The following is a 17,127-nucleotide window of genomic DNA, read 5'->3' on the forward strand; positions in this document are numbered from 1 at the left end:
CTGTTTAGGGAAATAGCATGTTTAACCTCAAATCCGCCTTCTTATTTTTATTATTTATCTCTTCCTCCGCGCTGGCCATTAATGTGGGAAAAGTCACCACCATTATTCCTGCGGATGCTGACTCTACCGCCAAGGAAATAAAAAACGAAGCAGACAGCGTGCGTATTGTTTCTGTTCGCGCACAGCGGATCAGCAGCCCAATGGATGAAGGGATCGTCATTAATCCGGAGAAAGTGGACGAACTGTTGCTGACGCCCACGCGCATGGTAATGCCCGCCGGTACCAGCAATATCGTCAAATTTTACTATCACGGGAACGCCGATAACAAAGAGCGTTACTACCGCATTACCTTCACGGATGAAGGGGTAAGCGAAGAGGTGGACAGCGGTTCGCCAAAAAACGGTACCGGGATGACGCGTGCGGTGGTGAGCACCATTCTGGTGGTTCAGCCCCGGGATAAGAAGATCGACTTCGTCTATGTGGCGGGAAAAATAACCAATAAAGGGAACACCTCGTTTCGCGTCAATGCGACCGGGACCTGCCTGAAGCCGAATCCGGAATCCCCCGGCACGCCGTGTAGCAAAAACTTCTACCTGATGCCAGAGACCTCGCGCGCTATCGAGGATATCAACGTTACGGATAACCATTTTCATCTCGGAATATGGGACCTGAAACAGTTCATTCCTGTTAAGTAAGGATGCATGGTGAAAAATAAATTAGTGTTGCCGGTGATGATGGCTTGCGCATCCGGCACGCTGCCCGCGCTTGCGCATGCAGCCTCAAGCTCCGTGGTTATCGCTAATTACCGTTTTCCCGACTCGCTTTATGCACTGCTGGAGCAGGGGATCAAAATTCCCGTCTATCTGGTGAATACGCGTCCACACTCAGCACAACAAGGGAACCACGAAGGCACGGCGAGCGAATATGTTCGTATCGGTGACGTGACGCTCTTTGCAAAAGATCTGAAGCTGGGGCTGAGAGATGTTCAGGTCCAGGAGTCTGATAACGGCATTCGTCTGTCAAAAGAGATGCGAACGTTATTGCAGAGCATTAACGACAAGCAGTTCGATGACCAGATGCGCATTCCCGTAAGTGCGGGTTCGGCGTTCGAGCTGGATCAGAAAAAAATGCGCCTGTTGCTGAATCTGTCGCAGAGCGACTACGGGGTGAATATTCGCCCGCGTGAGGTGGATATTGATGCCCCGACGTCCGACGACCTGAGCGGCACGTTCTCCTACAACCTCGGGGCGTATCATACCGAGAGCGGCTACGGTGACAGCTGGTCGTCGGGTTATCTGAACGCGAGAAACTGGATCTCAATGGGCGTCGATCATGTGCTGATCGACGGCTCTGGCTACGTCAACGAGAGCAGCAGCGATACCCAGATGAACGCGGTCATGTGGGAGCGCGACTATCAGGGGATGCGCTACGCCGCGGGCATGCTGAACGGCTGGGCGATGCAGTCTCTGGCGAGCGTCAGCGGGATTTCCGGCGGGGAAGTCTACGGCGTTTCCATGGGCAACCAGGCCAACTCCCGCAAGCGCGATAACACCCTCTCTCTGACGCCGGTGGTGGTCTATTTCCCCACGGCGGGCGAGGCCCGTATTCGTCGTGACGGGCAGCTTATCGGCATTCAGCGCTTTGACGTCGGCAACCATGAAATTGACACCAGCAGCCTGCCCTACGGGATCTACAGCGTCGAAGTTGAAGTGGTGAGCGGAAGCCGCACCGTGTCGCGCAGCATGTACACCGTAAATAAACCGTTCTCCAGCAACGTGTCGGAAACGCTGCGCTGGCAGATGTGGGGCGGGATGTATAGCCGCGATAAATCCGTCGTCAATTATAAAAAATACGCGAAACGCAAAAACGAGCAGGATAACACCTACTACTACGATTACGACACCAAACATAAAGACACCATGTCGCTGGTGGGAGCCTCGTTCAGCAAGCGCAGCGGGATGGTCGACTGGAACGCCTCTACCTACATGATGCGGGAACACATCGTCAGCGAGCTGTGGGCCTCCCTGAACCTGACGGGCTATTTCTCGGTGAATACCCAGACCATGGCCGCCTCCGACGGAACGTATCGCGCCAACTATGGGGCGAATCTCAGCCTGCCGTGGCAGATCGGCTCGGTGTGGTACTCCCATGAACAGCTCTCCAGCGGCAAGTTCCTGGATATCTATGAGAGCAAGGGCAACACCTGGGGCGCTTCCTTTAGCCTGCCGTCATTCGGCCTGCCCTCGGCAGGCAACCTGAGCCTGATGCGTCAGGAAGACGACCTCTATCGCTATAAACGCTATCAGCTGGACTACTCCCAGGGGTTATACGCCGGTCGCTACGGTACGGCGCGCCTGCGGGTGGGGATGTCGCGCAACAAATACGACGGGTATTACGAAGAGAAAGATCGTTACGTAATGCTCGATTTCGCCATACCGCTCGGCAATACCGTGTCGGTTGGCGTTTCCCACAATCGCGATACCGGCACGGCGTTGAACGTCAGCGCCAGCCGCCAGTTTGAGGGCGATTACCTGAAATCGGCTACCGCCAACGTCTCGAAAGCCTTTAACAGCCGCCAGGATCGCAGCGTAAGCGGCGGCGGCAGCGTGAACTTCGACACGCCGTGGAACAGCAACATCCTCAGCGTCCAGAGCGGCATGAGCAAAGGCTGGAACTCCACGCTAACCAGTGACGGCAGCGTGGGCTGGTCCAAAGAGGCCATCGCCGCCGGGAAAGGCACTGAAAGCGCAGGGGTGATTGTCAGTACCGGTCTCAAATCTGATGAAGCGTTGACCCTGAAGCTTAACGGTCGGGCGGAACGCATCAAAGGGGATAAAACCTGGCTGTCGCTGCCGGCATACCAGGCCTATGACCTGGAAGTGATGAACAGTGAAACCGGTACGGAAAGCTATGAGATTGGCGCGAATGCGCGTCGCCATATCACGGTTTATCCGGGCAATACCGTGGTGATGAAGCCGCAGGTGAAGAAAATCGTCACCCTGTTTGGTCGTCTTGTGGATGCAAACGGGGCCCCGGTTGGCGCCATGCAGATCAAAAACCACGTCGGGCTGACCCGGACGGAAAGCGACGGACGCTTCGTGATCGACGTTGATAAGAACAACCCTGTCCTGAGTATCGCCACGCCGGACGACAGCGTCTGCGAAGTGCGCCTGGACATTGAGTCTAACCGCGGTGCGCTGTGGCTCGGGGACATCTCCTGCGACAAAGGCGATTTCGTCTGGCAGGAAGCAAAAGGAACGCAGGAACGTGACGATGAAAAAGATATTCGCTCTTAATTTACTGCTGATGAGCGCGGCGGTCCAGGCGCAGGAGCTACCCTATTTCGCCATCAATAACCCGGACAATAACGGGACGGGAAACAGCGCGGGGCTGTTTAGTCTGAACAGCACGTCGACCGCGTTTTTACACGGTTCGCGCGAGTGGCCGACCCTGAGTGCGAAAACGAATAACGGTATCGCCACTTACATCCCGGACAACAGCTACAGCGGTCCGGCAGGCAGCGCGCTGACCATCGACTTTTCGGTGACCGGTTCCAGCGCCTCTCCGTTCTTCAAAGGGACGGCGTGTTCCTCGTCCTGTGGCAACACGGGGTACACCCCGACGACCAGTTATACCGACACGTCGATGGTGGTCAAGCCGCCGGTGATGGAGCCCGGCACGTCATACGGGCGCTGGGTCCTGGGCGATCCGTTCTTTAACTATCTGCTCAACGCCGCGCCAGGGGATGAAGTGACCATCACCTCCACGCCGCAAATCAGCTCCATCAACAAAGTGACCACCACCAATACGCTTCACAAGGTGGGCACGCTGACCATGACCAACGCCAGGGCGCTTAACCTGGGGATTGACCCGATCAGCGGTGAGGTGACGATTGTCGATGAATCAACGGGGGCCACCTGCACCAAATACACCCGCAACACGGTCTCTGGCGTCCTGTGCGACCTGCTCGAATACACGTTTGTTGGGGAAGATATCTCCGGTTACAACGGGGGGCTGGCGCTCACCTCTTCCCGCGTCAACAGCGTGCTGCAATCGCACATGAGCGGCGGCACCGGGCTTGCCGCCGAGCTGACCTTCGATGAAAACACCTGGTACAGTATCTCCGGCGGTATCCTGAGCGATACGCGTGTCCTGGCGAACACCTTCCTTGCAGCGCCGCAGAAAAATGGCGGCAAAGCGTCCCTTAAAATCTTTTTGCCGAAAGCGTTAATTCTGAGCGTGGCGCAGGCGGGGGACGGCAGCAGCATTGGCAATATCGTCAGCCTGTGTCTGACGCCCGGCAACAGCTCGCTGGCGGCGGATTTCTGCTTCCAGCCGGGGGGCGGCCTGGTGATTAACCCTATCGAGCCCGGGCTGGAGATTGTGCCAGACAACCCGGATTACACCCTCGATCCTGACGGTCTGGGCGGCTCCGGGAAAGGCATTATCGGCGAAGCGCCCATTGAGATCCCCTACACCATCACCTACAGCGGGGCGCAAAAAGATGCGGCGATTGCGGTCACGGTAAAAGTCACCGGGCCTACCCAAAGCCTGAATGGGGTGGACTACTGCGCCTTTAGCGGTAACGGCTTCACGGTTCCGATTCCGGGCAACGTGCTGGTGGGGAAAAGCCAGACGCTGATGGCGCATAACTGTAAAGGCGAAGTACTGTCGATCCCGGCGCCGGCCACCCATGCGGAAGAGTGGGACAAAATGAGTTCCGGCGTGACCGATATGTGGCTCTGGAAAACGCCGCTGATCCTCCAGTTCGTTATGGATAATCCGGTATCGAAAACCACCTATGACGGAAATAGCTGGTTTGGTGAAGTGACCGCGCAGGGAAGAATAGATGTTAGCGCATCCTGGAATTAATCAACCATGACTGGAAAATTCCTGGCTATTTTTGCAATAAATTGCTTCATTTCCACAGGGGCAAATGCTTTAATTATCGAAAGTCTGAATATTGATTTTTTGCCTGAGAAAGAAGTTGTTTTTCAGCCGATAAAAAACGATACCAGCGAGCGTCAGAATTATACCGTTTCGCTTATTCAGGTAGACGTTCCTAAAGAGAAGGGAAAAGAAACCGAAATAAAAGACGGCGAAGTCATGTATTCGCCTAAGCAATTAACGCTGGGGAGCGGTGAACGCGCGGGTTTTAAATTTTATTATACCGGCCCGCATGACAACAAAGAGCGATACTATCGCGTAAAATTCACCGAGACGCCGCTCCAGGCAAAGGTTATCACGCGCAAAGGCCAGCGCATCCAGTCGGATGTGGTGGTCTCGCTTGAGGCTATTTTGATTGTCCGACCATGGACACGACATTTTGATTATGCGTTTAGCAACGGGGTGGTGAGTAATACCGGGAATACCTATTTTAAATATGTTTCCTCGGTCGGGTGCAGTACGCAATACAACAATTCAAAATATATTCCACCGGGGCAACGGCTGGAAATAGATAATGCCGGGCAGGCTGCAAGGCGAATGATTATTTATGGCAATAAAATCATTCCGCTGACCACCTGCCCGTAGCAACCGCTTTCCTTCATAAAAGGAAATTAGCCTTTAGCATCATGCTAAAGATCCATCACTACAGGAGAAAAAAATGAAAGCGATTTCATTCACAGAAGCGAAAGACATTATTGGCGGCGCGTTAAACCCGTTCGCTGGTCTGGTTAAAGGTGCACAGCTGGGTTACGACACCGGCGCAAGCATCATGGGCATGGTTGGCGGTGTGGTTGGCGGAGTTCTGGGTGGCGCAATGGGCTTCCTGGGCGCGCTGGTTGGTAGCTACAACTAATTCACGTTAACAGGAAAAGACTCATGCAAGTTATCGATTTCAAAAAAGCACAGGCCATCATCGGTGGTTGGGATCCGTTTGCTGCCGCTATTCAGGGCGCAAGCGCGGGCTATAACGCGGGCAGCCAGATGTTAGGCGCGCTGGGCGGCACCATCGGCGGCGTGTTCGGCCTGGTGGGCGGCTTCATCGGCGGTTTCTTCAGCGCCTAAGCGAGAAGCACGTTGTACGCATGGCCCGCATTGCCGGGCCATTTTTTTATTTCAGCCACGGATCATTATGTTTTCGCTCTTTCAGTATAAAAAACAGGGTAAGACCCCTGTTATTCGCCAGCATGAATTTACCGAATGTGGACTGGCCTGCCTGGCGATGGTGTTGGGGCACTACGACCACCATGTCTCCGTCAGCCAGCTGCGCCGGGAGATTTCCGTTTCCGCCGATGCGGGAACCTCAATGGCGGAATTGATGACCCTTGCCAGCGATAAAAATATGTCTGGCCGGGTGCTTAAAGGCGAAATCACTGAAATAGAAACGTCTGAGCTGCCGCTCATCGCCTTCTGGCGCGGCAACCATTTCGTGGTCATCGTGAAGATCGACAGCCGCAGCGTGACCGTTCACGACCCGGCCAGTGGCGTGCGCCGTTACCGTCTGAAAGAGGCGGAAAAACTCTTTTCCGGCTATGTGCTTGAGCTTAAGCCCACGCCGTGTTTCGAAAAGAAATCCCCGGATGAAAAGCTCACGCTTGGCCGGTTAGCCAATAAATCCCCGAGCCTGTTCCAGCGCCAGCTGCTGCTGTTTGTGCTCTGTATTTTTACCCTCATCACCATGCTGGCGAGCCCCACCTACGTGCAGCTGATTATGGATGAGGCCATTTCCCGCAGCGACAGCGATCTGGTGATCCTGCTCACCGCGATCTTCGCTATCGTCTTTATCTTTGAAGTCATCGGTAAATTTCTCAAGCAACTGCTTGAGATCCTGATGCGTAACATTGCCTATGACGATTTAAGCCAGTCCGTGCGCCACTACATGCTGCGCACCCAGACCAGCTGGTTCCGCTCGCGCCCGCCGGGCATCGTGCTGGCTATTGAGAAATCGCTCCACGCCTGCGCGGAGTTCATCAGCAATGGTTACGTGCAAATTCTCTTTTCCAGCCTGATCGCCGTCACCAGCCTGCTGTTTATGCTGCTGTATAACGTCAAAATTGCGCTGCTGACGATGCTGCTGATGGGCGTGTTCTTCCTGATCCGCTTTTCGCTGATCGGCCCCTATCAACGCGCCGTGGATGACTCCATCGAGCGCACCGCCCAGTATGAATCTCTGCTGGTAGAGACACAGAAAGGGATCATTACGCTCAAGGCGAACAACATGGAGCAGGCCCGGGACGCGGTGATGGACAAATCCCAGCGCGAACACATCGCCGGGCTGATGCGTAAAGAGCGGCTGCTGGCCCGTTTTGACGTGGCTTCACTGCTGGTGATCAATGCCGAGCAGCTGCTGGTGGTCTGCTTTGGCGCGTGGCTGATCCTGGAAGGGCAGATGAGCATCGGGATGCTTTACGCCTATATCAGCTATAAGCGCTATTTTTCCGATGCCATGGTGCAGGTGGCGCAGAAGCTGCTGGACAAAAATGCCCTCAAGGGGCCGCTGGATCGCGTGGGCGATCTGCTGTTTGCCCCCTCGGAAACCAGCCAGTTTGGGAAGCGGATTGTCACCTCGCCGGTCTGTCTGCAATTTGAGGATGTCTCATTTGCCTATCCTGGCCGGGAGGCCACGCTACAGCATATCAACATGACCCTGAAGCAGGGCGAAGAGGCGGTGATTGTGGGCCAGAGCGGGTCGGGAAAAACCACGCTGCTGCGTCTGATCTCCGGCATGCTGCTGGCATCGTCTGGCACGCTGCGGATCAATAAGATCCCCATTGAGGAGTGCGATCTTTCCTCGCTGCGTCAGCACATCCGCATCGTCCATGCGGACGATATTCTCTTCACCGGCTCGATTCTGGACAACATCGCCTGCTTTGACAGCGCACCGGATAAAGAGCAGGTCATTGCCGCGTGTCGGCTGGCGGAGGTGGACCACGTCGTCGCCCGGCTGCCGCACGGCTACGAAACGGAGATGCTGCCGGGGAATACCTTTTTCTCTGCCGGGGAGATGCAGCGTCTGGTTCTGGCGCGCGCCCTGTACAGCCAGCCTAAGCTGCTGCTCTGCGACGAAGTGACGGCGAACCTGGATAAAACGACCGCGCAGAAGGTGCTGGCGAACCTGCGTAGCCTGGGGATTGGCCTGGTGTTTGTCACCCACTCGCCGGACGTGGTGGGCTGCCAGGGGCGTCTCTATACCATGGAAAACGGCACCCTGCGGGAGAATGCGCCATGATGTTTCTGCCGCGTCTCTATGCTCGCCTCTGCGCGCGCCAGGCCGGACGCACGCTGCTGGCAAACCGGATCACGCAAAACTACAGCCAGTTTATGCGCTGCCCGGAGGCCGATGTCCCGGCTGATTTTCTGCATCAGAACGCCCATGAGCTGAGCGGGTTTAACTTCGTGGAGCAGATCTTTCCGCCCGCGCTTTGGGCGCGCAACGTTCGTTTCGATCTGCACGGGTACGTGGCGCAGTGGACGCAGGAGCAGGCATTTTACCGCTCGCCGCGCACCCTGCTTCTGGGCATGCGCTGGGCGGGCTTTGGTCTGATCGTGGATGCGCTGCTCGCCACCGCGCCAGCCGATGTGCGCTTTCAGTTTATTACCCGTCACCCTGCGCTGCATAAGCTGATGGCCGCGCACGAAGGCCGACGCGCCAGCTCGTTTTTCGCCCCTCACCGCCTGGTGACGGTGCTGCTGATGGACGAACGCCTGCCGGATGCGCCGCTGTTCTCCACCCAGGCAGGGGATCAAAAGGCGTGGTTAACGGACGTCTCAACGCGGTTTTTATCGCGCTATGGCTACAGCGTCCGAACGCTGCTGCCGATCTGTTCGCTGCACGCGGCGGAGTTTGGGCTGGAGAGTCAGGCGTATGCGCCAGAGGATTACCGCCAGGCCGCCGCCGACACGCTGAACGCGCTGCGCAAAACCCCCAAGCTCTGGAGTGCATGGGACGATCTTTCAGTGATTTATCATGGATGACATATCGTGAAATTAAAAAACCGAAGCCGACAGCGGCGGGCGCTGATCCCGCATCACTTCTCAAAAAGCTATCACATCAACGCGCCACGGCTGAAAGCCGTGCTGACCTTGTTCATCGCCTTTTTTCTCTGCCTGCTGGTCTTTGCGATTGTCTTTAACTTTTCGGAAACCACGCTGGCACGCGGGGTGCTGATCCCGGCGCAGGGCGATGTGGAAGTCCGCGCCAGAGAGTCCGGTACGCTTGTGGATTTTGCCGTGCGGCCGGGCCAGTACGTGAAGGAAAACGATCCGCTGTTCACCGTGTCGCAGGACTATGGCGGCAAGCAGGGCTCGGTGGTGCAGTTTGACCGCCAGCAGATGGAAGCGGAGAAGAAGCGCAGCGAGCAGCGCATCCAGGCCATTGAGGATTCGATTGCGTCGTATCGCAAAAATCTGGCGCAGCAGCTGGCTCTCACCGACAAGCAGATCGCCGTTTCCCGCGATAAGGTGAAGAAGCTGCGCGCGCTGTTAAAAAACAGCACCGACACCTACGAGGCGTGGAAATCCGTCTCCGGGAAGGGCTATGTCTCCAGAGTGGATCTCGATAAAAGCCACAACGATGTGCTCAATGCGCAGCTCAACCTGACGCTGGAGGAGAGCACTATTCTTGAGCTTGAGGCACGAAAAACCAGCCTGACCGACAGCACCCAGTCGCAAATTGACTCTCTGAGCGAAGAGCAGCTGTACGTGAAAAACCGCATCAGCGAAATCGAGCGCAACCTGTCCAGCCGGGGAAGTTCCACCATGGCGATGCTGGCCCCTTCCGATGGTTACGTGGTGGCGATTAACTTCCCGCCTGGCCGGGCCATTACGCAAAACAGCGAGGTGGTGGTAGTGATCCGTAAAAATACCGCGGCGACGATGGAGGGATACCTGTATGTTCCGGCAACGGGGGTGGGGCGCGTGGCGAAAGGCGATAAGGTCAAGCTGCGCTTCGACTCCTGGCCCGTAGACAAATACGGTTCCGTGGAGGCAACGCTGTCCGATTTCTATGAGGTAAACATTGATGCCCATTCGGCGCTGATCCCGCTCCAGGAAGGGCAGAACTACTACCTGGCTAAAGTGCGCGTCCCCTCCTGGTTTACCGACCCGGACAAGAAAAAGCGCATGCTGATGGGCGGAATGACGGTGAACGCCGATATCGTTATCGATCGTAAGCCGCTTATCAATCTGCTGATTGCGCCGCTGGAAAGGGTGCGCAAGCGGTTTATCGATTGACCCGATTTCATCGATCATCGCCCTTTAGCCCACATTCTTAACGGCACCCTGGGGCTATTCTCCTTCTCATACCAACCGGAGGATAGCCCATGAAAATTACGCAAATTCGCAATGCCACCCAGCTGATCACTTACGCGGGAAAACGCTTTTTAATCGACCCAATGCTGGCGCCAAAAGGCACTTATCCGGGTTTTCCCGGCACGGCGCGGGCTGATATTCGCAACCCGATGGTCGAGCTTCCCGTTGACGTTCAAACGCTTCTGGATGCTGACGCGGTGATCGTCACCCATACCCATGCCGATCACTGGGATCAGTACGCCGTTGAGCTGATCGCCAAAGGCAAGCCGATCTACGTGCAAAATGATAGTGATGCCGCGCTGCTGCGCAGCCAGGGATTTACCAACCTGACGATCATGACCGGGGAAACAACGTACGGCGATATCCGGATAGTGAAAACCCACGGCGGCCAGCACGGTACTGACCGCGCTTACGCCGTGCCGGAGCTGGCAGAGTTTCTGGGGGAAGCCTGCGGCGTGGTGTTCCGGCATCCCGATGAGAAGACGCTTTATATCGCAGGGGATACCATCTGGCGCGATGCGGTGGCGGCCGATCTGCAAAAGCACCAGCCGGATATCGTCGTGCTCAACGCCGGTTACGCTCATGTCATTGGGTTTGGGCCGATTATCATGGGGGAAGAAGATCTGCTTAACGTGCATTTCCTGCTGCCGCAGGCGAAAATCGTGGCGACCCATATGGAAGCTCTCAACCACTGCCTGCTGACCCGCCGCGCGCTGCGCGAGTATGTTGATGCCAACGAGGCAGGTGACGCGGTGAGCATTCCCCAGGACGGCGAAACTGTTATATTCTGACTGTTAAAGGGGACAGGAGAGACAGATGCCGCTTATTAACGTTGCCATTGTCGCGGTGGACGGGTTTAGCCCGTTCCACTACTCCGTCCCCTGCATCCTCTTTGGCGACACGGTATCCGGGGAAAAGCGCTTTAACGTCACGATCTGCGCTGAAAAACCGGGATTCCTGAACTCGACAGACGGTTTTACCCTGCATGCGACGCAGGATTTTTCCGCGATCGCATCGGCTGAAATTGTGGTTGTACCCTACTGGCAGCACGTTCTGGAGCGCCCGCCTCAGACGCTGCTCGACAGCCTGGTTCAGGCCAGAGACAACGGGGCGGAAATTGTTGGGCTGTGTCTGGGATCGTTTGTGCTGGGCTATGCGGGCATACTCAGCGGCAAACGGGCCGCCACCCACTGGGAGTTTGAACGCCAGTTCCAGTCGCTATTTCCGGACGTCCGACTGGATATCAACGCCCTCTACGTGGATGACGGCAATATGATTACCTCGGCGGGTACCGCCGCCGCGCTCGACTGCTGTTTGTATATCATCCGCCAGCGCTTTGGCAGCGTCGTCGCCAATCAGATTGCCCGCCGGATGATCGTCCCGCCGCACCGAGAGGGCGGGCAGGCGCAGTTTATTGCGCAACCTGTGCCGAAAGATACCCGTGATGGGCGGATTAACTGTCTGATTGACTACCTTCAGCAGCATATTTCCGAACCGCATAACCTGGACTCTCTTGCGGAAGTGGTGTCGATGAGCCGGCGCACGCTGACCCGCCATTTTATCAAGGCGACGGGCATGAGCGTTGCCGACTGGCTTACCGCCGAGCGCCTGCGGCGCAGCCAGATCCTGCTGGAGTCCGGCAACCTGCCAATCGAAAATGTCGCCGGGCAGGTGGGGTTTTTATCAGCGGTGACGTATCGGCAGCAGTTTAAGGCGCGCTTTGGCGTCAGCCCGGCGGAGTGGCGCAAGACGTTTCGCGTTAAGCCGTTTGCAGCGAAAAATAATGCTGGCGCGATGGAATAAAAAGACGTGGGCGGCTTCTTTGCCTTTAAAGCTGGCGGCAATGGGTATGCATCAGACGGGTTACAAGCACTTCTCTTCCGGTTAAGATAATCCACGTTACTTTCCAGAAGAAAAGGTAGTGGCATGAGCAATATTGAAACGCAGTTACTTGAATCAGGTTTCACCGTAAAAGAATTAGCGTACCTGAACCGAAACATTAGCCGTTATGGTTCATCCCTGCTCGAGGTGGTGCTTGAGTTAGGTAAGCGATTTATCATGGTTCTGTGTATTACTGCGGCTGTGGCCCTGATTTTCCTGGCGCTTCTTTTTTTCGCTGAACATTATAATATTGTTTCCGGAGGCATTTCTCTTTTCATCGTATTGATTATTGCCTGGTTTTTTCAACCCCCGATCATTACCTACAAAGCCTGGCGCTTCAGAAAGAAATACATTAGTTCTGTCCAGACGCATTAGAAATTAAATCAAACGAGACTTTTGCAGAGACACCCCAGCCGACAATTTTCATAGTGAGCGCTGCGCGATTCATTCCGTCGACCTTGCGGTAGAAATCCAGCGGGAGATAGCGAAACAGACGCCATGATTCGGGTTTCCGGATGGCGCCAAATACCGTATAGACGCTTGCTGCCAGGCTTACGCTGTTGAATACTCCCAGTGCTGATTCACGTTTAAATCCCATAAACTGAGCGATATCCATGACGCCATCTGCCAGCATACCTTCGGAGTTTGGTTGATGTTGAAGCGTTCTGTTAATTTCTTTTGAAATGGCATTTGCACCATCAATAACCAGAATCGCTCCTGCAAGCGCACCCACTGGATTCATTGTCATCATTGCACCAACACCTGCAACAATCTGTAACCCTGAAAGCACAACCTTAATCGATGAGATAACGTAACCGACGACTTTGTTATTTTCTTTAACCAGTTCAATCTGAGCAAAAAGCTGAGCTGTATGGGAGCGAAGCATTCTGCTTTGCTCAAGAAGACTTTCGTTCTCAGCTCGGATGTTTTTCAGGCATTCCATGCACTCCTCATCACTTCTGGCCGCCCGGGTAGCACTAAATTGTTGCATCACAAACTGCCGAATATCATCCATAAATTTAATCCGTGCGAGTCCGTCGCTGAGATGTTGCCCTCCGACAATATTCGCAGTATTGATGAGCTTGCGGGCTTCAAGATTTATCATTGTTTCAGCCCATGCACGGGCGTTCTGACCAGGGAAAAGTGCAATATCCATTTTAATTTTCTCATCTGATAACCAACGTTTACAGATTATCCTGGCATCAGAAACTGGCAACAATAAATTGGATAATCTGTCGCGAGCGCAGAATTCGCCGAAGGTATATACCGACGGAAATCATCTTCGTCGTTGATGGCGACCATGAGATGGTGATTGGCTAAAATGAATGTAAGAAACATAGACTTACCCCAGCCTCTCCATCCTCGTCTCCCCCTCCGCCATCGACAGCTGATACAGCGAAAACGATCGGTGCTTCTCAATCAACTGCGCCAGCTCCGGCGAGTGGCTGGTGAGCCAGATCTGCGAGTAGCGGCTGGCCTCGGCAATGAGGCTTGCCAGGGCGGGCAGCATCTGCGGATGCAGGCTGTTTTCCGGTTCGTTGAGGGCGATGAATGCGGGAGGGCGCGGGCTTAACAGCGCCACCGCCAGGCACAGAAAACGCAGCGTGCCGTCGGAGAACTCTGCCGGTTCCAGCGGCCTGCTCAGCCCCTCGCGCTGCATCATCATGCGGAAGCGCCCGCCGGTGTTGTCGCTGTAAAACACGCAGCCGGGAAAGGCCTGGTCGAGAATGCGCATCAGCAGCAGCTCGTCGCCAATTTCGACAATGGTCTGAAACGCGGCGGCCAGGTTCGCGCCGTCGCTGGCCAGCACCGGGGAGCGGAAACCCACCTGCGGCGCACGGATCGCCGAGCCGGACGAAACGGAAAACTCATGATAAAACCGCCAGTTACGCAGGGACTCGCGCATCTGCGACACTTCGGGGTAGAGGTGCGGTTCACCGAGCTGCCCGAACACCGACTCGTTCTCATACAGCGTACCGCTGTGGGTCACTTTTTCGTGATGCACGTTGTTCAGGAATACGGCCTGGTTCTTACGCTTCATCAGCTGTGACGACGGGCGACGGTGCTGTCCGCCGAGCCAGATAGATTCCTCTTTGATCACCGGATCGAGCTGAAACTGTGAGGGGTAGGGCAGCTTTTCCACGAACCCGACCTGAAGCTCATATTCATAGGTTTCCGTTTCCACCGCCAGGTTCATGCGCCGCAGCTGGTCGCTGCGGGTTTTGCCCGCCCAGAACACTTTCAAAATGCCGCCCTCGTTCGCCAGCGCCTGGGAGAATTGCCCTTGCGCCGCGCTGTGCATCAGGTAAATCGCTTTATAAATATTGGATTTTCCGGTGCCGTTGGGGCCGAACACGATGTTGAGCTGTTCCAGCTCAAGCGACATATCGCGAATTGAGCGGTAGTTCTGAATATGCAAATTTTTGATCATCGGGGTACTCCGCTGTGCACGCTTAACCTGTACAGAATTACAGTATTTTACGCTGAGCGCAAAAAAAAGACGACAGTGAGGGTGTCGTCTAAACGGGGTACAGCTTTGGGCCTCTGTGGGTCAATGGGGCCTTCGCTTCTTTCTTATCAGGTAACGGCCAGACGCAGACCCAAATCATCAGGATAGGGATCAAAGTAGTTTTGCGTCATCAGATACCGGTCAGGGTATTCAGCCAGATAATGCTTAAGCAGCGTCAGCGGCGCGAGGATCGGCAGCAGCCCGTCCCGGTAATGCAGGATCACATCCCGCAGTTCTCCGCGCTGGCGGCTGTTCAGCTGGTTACGGAAATAGCCCTGAATGTGCATCAGCACGTTAGTGTGATTCTTCCGCGAAGCGGGTTTTTTCAGGATGGTCATCAGCTTGTCGCGATAGGCCACGAAAAACGCGTCCAGATCGTCCCACTCGTGCAGTGATGCCACGAACGGGCCAATTTCACGGTAGCCTGCCTGATGGTGCGCCAGAAGCTGAAGCTTATAGCGGCTGTGAAAGTCCAGCAGGGCACGGCGCGTCAGGCCATTTTTACGCATTACGTTCAGTTCGTGGAGAGCGAAAACGCGCTCAACAAAGTTTTCCCGCAGTACCGGATCGTGCAGGCGACCGTCTTCTTCGACGGGCAGCCAGGGGAAAGTTTCAAGGAGGGCGGCGGTGAACAGCCCGACACCCTCCTTGCGGCCCCGGTTGCCGTTTTCGTCGTACAGCCGCACGCGCTCCATGCCGCAGCTGGGGGATTTTGCACAAACGATAAACCCCGACAGATCGCCGATTTTCGGCAGATAATCTGCCGTAAATGCGGCCATCTTCTGCGTGACGTCATCGTGCGGCGCTTTGCTGAACCGCATTTCTGTCTCGCCGCCGGTGGTCATCACCAGGCGCAGCGCCGGACGAGGCGTGGGCAGGCCGATAGCCATTTCAGGGCATACCGGACGGAAAGCGACCCACTGCGCCAGCTCATCCATCACAAAGCCCATACGCTTATGCCCGCCGTCAAAGCGAACGGCGGAACCGGTCAAACATCCGCTAATACCCAGCACAGGTTTTGTTGTCATGGTGTGCACCTCCCGATCTCATATCTAAAAGTTACACAACAATGCGTATTTGTCCAAGTATTGGCGGAGTTATTTTTTAATCGTCTTTAAAATCAAGAGCAATCAGCTGCCCTTGTAGGTTGAGTAACCGTACTGGCTGAGCAGAAGCGGGATGTGCAGTTTTTCATTGGTGCGGGTGACGGTGAACAGCACCGGTACTTCCGGGAAGAAGGAGTCCAGCTTTTTACCGTGGAAGTAATCGGCGGTTTTGAAGGTCACTTTATACACGCCAGGCGCCATATCCTGATCCTGCGGATAGAGCGATTTAATGCGCCCGTCATGGTCGGTTTTACCGCTGGCAATCGGGGTCCACTTGTCCTGCTCCTGCTTCTCCAGCGTGACGGTCACATCCGCTGGCGGCATACCGGTTTGCTGGTCCAGAACGTGAACGCTCAGGGTGCCTGCCGGGGCGCTGAACGCGGCAGGCGCGAAAGCCATTGCAGCCAGCATCATCAGAGGGAGTGTCTTTTTCATCGTGTTTTCCTGTTGAGTTGTCGGTGACAGGAAAACGTTAGCACTCGCTGCGCGAAAAAATATTCAACTTTTCGTGAAGATTGCCTCAGCAGAAAATAATCAGAGGATAATCACCTCAAGGGAAACCTGCTGCTGCCACTGCGCAACCTGCTTTTTCCGCGCGGCGGTAAGTTTACCGCTGGTGACCAGCAGCCATTTGCGGTCCGGGAAAATTTCCGGGGCCAGCGCGGCAGGGGGAACCGGCAGTATGTCGATGCGGTGGCCCTGGCCGGTGCGCGTCAGAGCTTCAAGCCAGATCTCACACGGGTCGTTCAGATGCCAGCCGCTGATGAGGATGTTATCGCCCGGCGCTTTTTTATCGCCCTCAAGGCAAAACGAGGTATAGGCGATGAGGATGCCGTCGAGGATCTCACGCAGCGTCATGGCGGCGGCGACGTTGGCCGATATCTGGCTGCGCAACGGACGCAGCACGTTAGTGACCAGCTCTGGCCTTGGGTATTCGCGTCCGGCGTCGTAAATCATCTGACGCAGGGATTCAATTTTCCCCTCCTGCAACTTTTGCAGCATGGCCTGTTGCAGGGTTTGCCAGTTATTGGCGCGGCGCGGCGCAGGGCGTTCCAGCAGCGATTTAACCTGACCGATGGGTACGCCTTTTTTTACCCAGTCGAGGATTTTCAGCGCCTGCTGAACGTCCTCATCGCTGTACAGGCGGTGACCGCCGTCCGTACGCTCGGGTTTGAGCAAGCCATAGCGTCGCTGCCACGCCCGCAGCGTGGTGGCGGTGATGCCGCTGAGTCTGGCGAATTCGCCGATGGAGTAAGCCATGTCTGCATCCGAAGAGAAGGAGTTGTCTCAATATACTACGAATATTCCCCGACGGGATGAAGCGCCGCACGGGTGCGCTACACTTAACGTCCAACCGCGTAAATGAAAGGAGTTCTC

At 55.5% G+C, this 17,127-nt stretch carries 17 protein-coding genes; 12 read left to right on the forward strand and 5 right to left on the reverse strand.

Annotated features, from left to right (window positions below; genetic code table 11):
• Positions 1-17 precede the first annotated feature (17 nt).
• The 12 genes from ACOTW6_RS09340 (at position 18) to ACOTW6_RS09395 (ending at position 12,510) form a co-directional block, all read left to right on the forward strand.
• On the forward strand, positions 18-695 hold the full coding sequence (locus ACOTW6_RS09340; protein ID WP_062933094.1) for a fimbria/pilus periplasmic chaperone: 678 nt from the start codon (positions 18-20) through the stop codon (positions 693-695).
• Positions 696-701: 6 nt separating this feature from the next.
• The gene (locus ACOTW6_RS09345) at positions 702-3,296 is read left to right on the forward strand and encodes a CS1-pili formation C-terminal domain-containing protein (protein WP_062933095.1); all 2,595 of its coding nucleotides are present in this window, start codon (positions 702-704) and stop codon (positions 3,294-3,296) included.
• Positions 3,274-4,872 carry a hypothetical protein gene (locus tag ACOTW6_RS09350; protein WP_062933096.1) on the forward strand — a complete coding sequence of 533 codons (1,599 nt, stop codon included), beginning with the start codon at positions 3,274-3,276 and terminating at the stop codon, positions 4,870-4,872. The genes ACOTW6_RS09345 and ACOTW6_RS09350 overlap by 23 nt, the downstream gene beginning before the upstream one ends.
• Positions 4,873-4,878: 6 nt before the next feature.
• Complete coding sequence (locus ACOTW6_RS09355) at positions 4,879-5,532, forward strand: hypothetical protein (RefSeq protein ID WP_058686465.1); 654 nt, start codon at positions 4,879-4,881, stop codon at positions 5,530-5,532.
• Between the two features lie 73 nt (positions 5,533-5,605).
• Positions 5,606-5,800, forward strand: coding sequence for a hypothetical protein (locus tag ACOTW6_RS09360; protein ID WP_000644465.1), 195 nt, complete (start codon positions 5,606-5,608; stop codon positions 5,798-5,800).
• Positions 5,801-5,823: 23 nt separating this feature from the next.
• A complete protein-coding gene (locus ACOTW6_RS09365; protein ID WP_001196016.1) occupies positions 5,824-6,009 on the forward strand; it encodes a hypothetical protein in 186 nt (61 codons plus the stop codon).
• Between the two features lie 67 nt (positions 6,010-6,076).
• Positions 6,077-8,173: a peptidase domain-containing ABC transporter gene (locus tag ACOTW6_RS09370; protein WP_062933097.1), complete on the forward strand. Its 2,097-nt coding sequence runs from the start codon at positions 6,077-6,079 to the stop codon at positions 8,171-8,173.
• Positions 8,170-8,919, forward strand: a complete 750-nt coding sequence (locus ACOTW6_RS09375) for a hypothetical protein (RefSeq protein ID WP_213789107.1) — start codon at positions 8,170-8,172, stop codon at positions 8,917-8,919. Before ACOTW6_RS09370 ends, ACOTW6_RS09375 begins: the two co-directional genes overlap by 4 nt.
• A 6-nt stretch (positions 8,920-8,925) precedes the next feature.
• Positions 8,926-10,176: an HlyD family secretion protein gene (locus ACOTW6_RS09380; RefSeq protein ID WP_062933099.1), complete on the forward strand. Its 1,251-nt coding sequence runs from the start codon at positions 8,926-8,928 to the stop codon at positions 10,174-10,176.
• 89 nt (positions 10,177-10,265) lie between these two features.
• Positions 10,266-11,045, forward strand: a complete 780-nt coding sequence (locus ACOTW6_RS09385; protein WP_062933100.1) for an MBL fold metallo-hydrolase — start codon at positions 10,266-10,268, stop codon at positions 11,043-11,045.
• Between the two features lie 25 nt (positions 11,046-11,070).
• Positions 11,071-12,057 carry a GlxA family transcriptional regulator gene (locus tag ACOTW6_RS09390; RefSeq protein ID WP_062933101.1) on the forward strand — a complete coding sequence of 329 codons (987 nt, stop codon included), beginning with the start codon at positions 11,071-11,073 and terminating at the stop codon, positions 12,055-12,057.
• Between the two features lie 123 nt (positions 12,058-12,180).
• Positions 12,181-12,510, forward strand: coding sequence for a hypothetical protein (locus ACOTW6_RS09395; RefSeq protein WP_062933102.1), 330 nt, complete (start codon positions 12,181-12,183; stop codon positions 12,508-12,510).
• Here ACOTW6_RS09395 and ACOTW6_RS09400 read toward each other — a convergent pair.
• From ACOTW6_RS09400 to ACOTW6_RS09420, 5 genes are all read right to left on the reverse strand, one after another.
• On the reverse strand, positions 12,488-13,291 hold the full coding sequence (locus ACOTW6_RS09400) for a DUF4225 domain-containing protein (RefSeq protein WP_062933103.1): 804 nt from the start codon (positions 13,289-13,291) through the stop codon (positions 12,488-12,490). The two genes, ACOTW6_RS09395 and ACOTW6_RS09400, sit on opposite strands and share 23 nt — an antisense overlap.
• Positions 13,292-13,477: 186 nt before the next feature.
• Positions 13,478-14,566: an AAA family ATPase gene (locus tag ACOTW6_RS09405; protein ID WP_033487005.1), complete on the reverse strand. Its 1,089-nt coding sequence runs from the start codon at positions 14,564-14,566 to the stop codon at positions 13,478-13,480.
• 146 nt (positions 14,567-14,712) lie between these two features.
• The gene (locus ACOTW6_RS09410) at positions 14,713-15,672 is read right to left on the reverse strand and encodes a YbgA family protein (protein ID WP_022650125.1); all 960 of its coding nucleotides are present in this window, start codon (positions 15,670-15,672) and stop codon (positions 14,713-14,715) included.
• A gap of 102 nt (positions 15,673-15,774) precedes the next feature.
• Positions 15,775-16,185 carry a hydroxyisourate hydrolase gene (gene uraH / locus ACOTW6_RS09415; RefSeq protein ID WP_022650126.1) on the reverse strand — a complete coding sequence of 137 codons (411 nt, stop codon included), beginning with the start codon at positions 16,183-16,185 and terminating at the stop codon, positions 15,775-15,777.
• Positions 16,186-16,284: 99 nt separating this feature from the next.
• Positions 16,285-17,010, reverse strand: coding sequence for a MerR family transcriptional regulator (locus ACOTW6_RS09420; RefSeq protein WP_017383646.1), 726 nt, complete (start codon positions 17,008-17,010; stop codon positions 16,285-16,287).
• Between the last annotated feature and the right edge of the window lie 117 nt (positions 17,011-17,127).

Origin of the sequence: Enterobacter cloacae complex sp. IR5403, assembly GCF_049238705.1 — a bacterium.
In the GTDB taxonomy this organism is placed as follows: Bacteria; Pseudomonadota; Gammaproteobacteria; order Enterobacterales; family Enterobacteriaceae; genus Enterobacter; species Enterobacter hormaechei_C.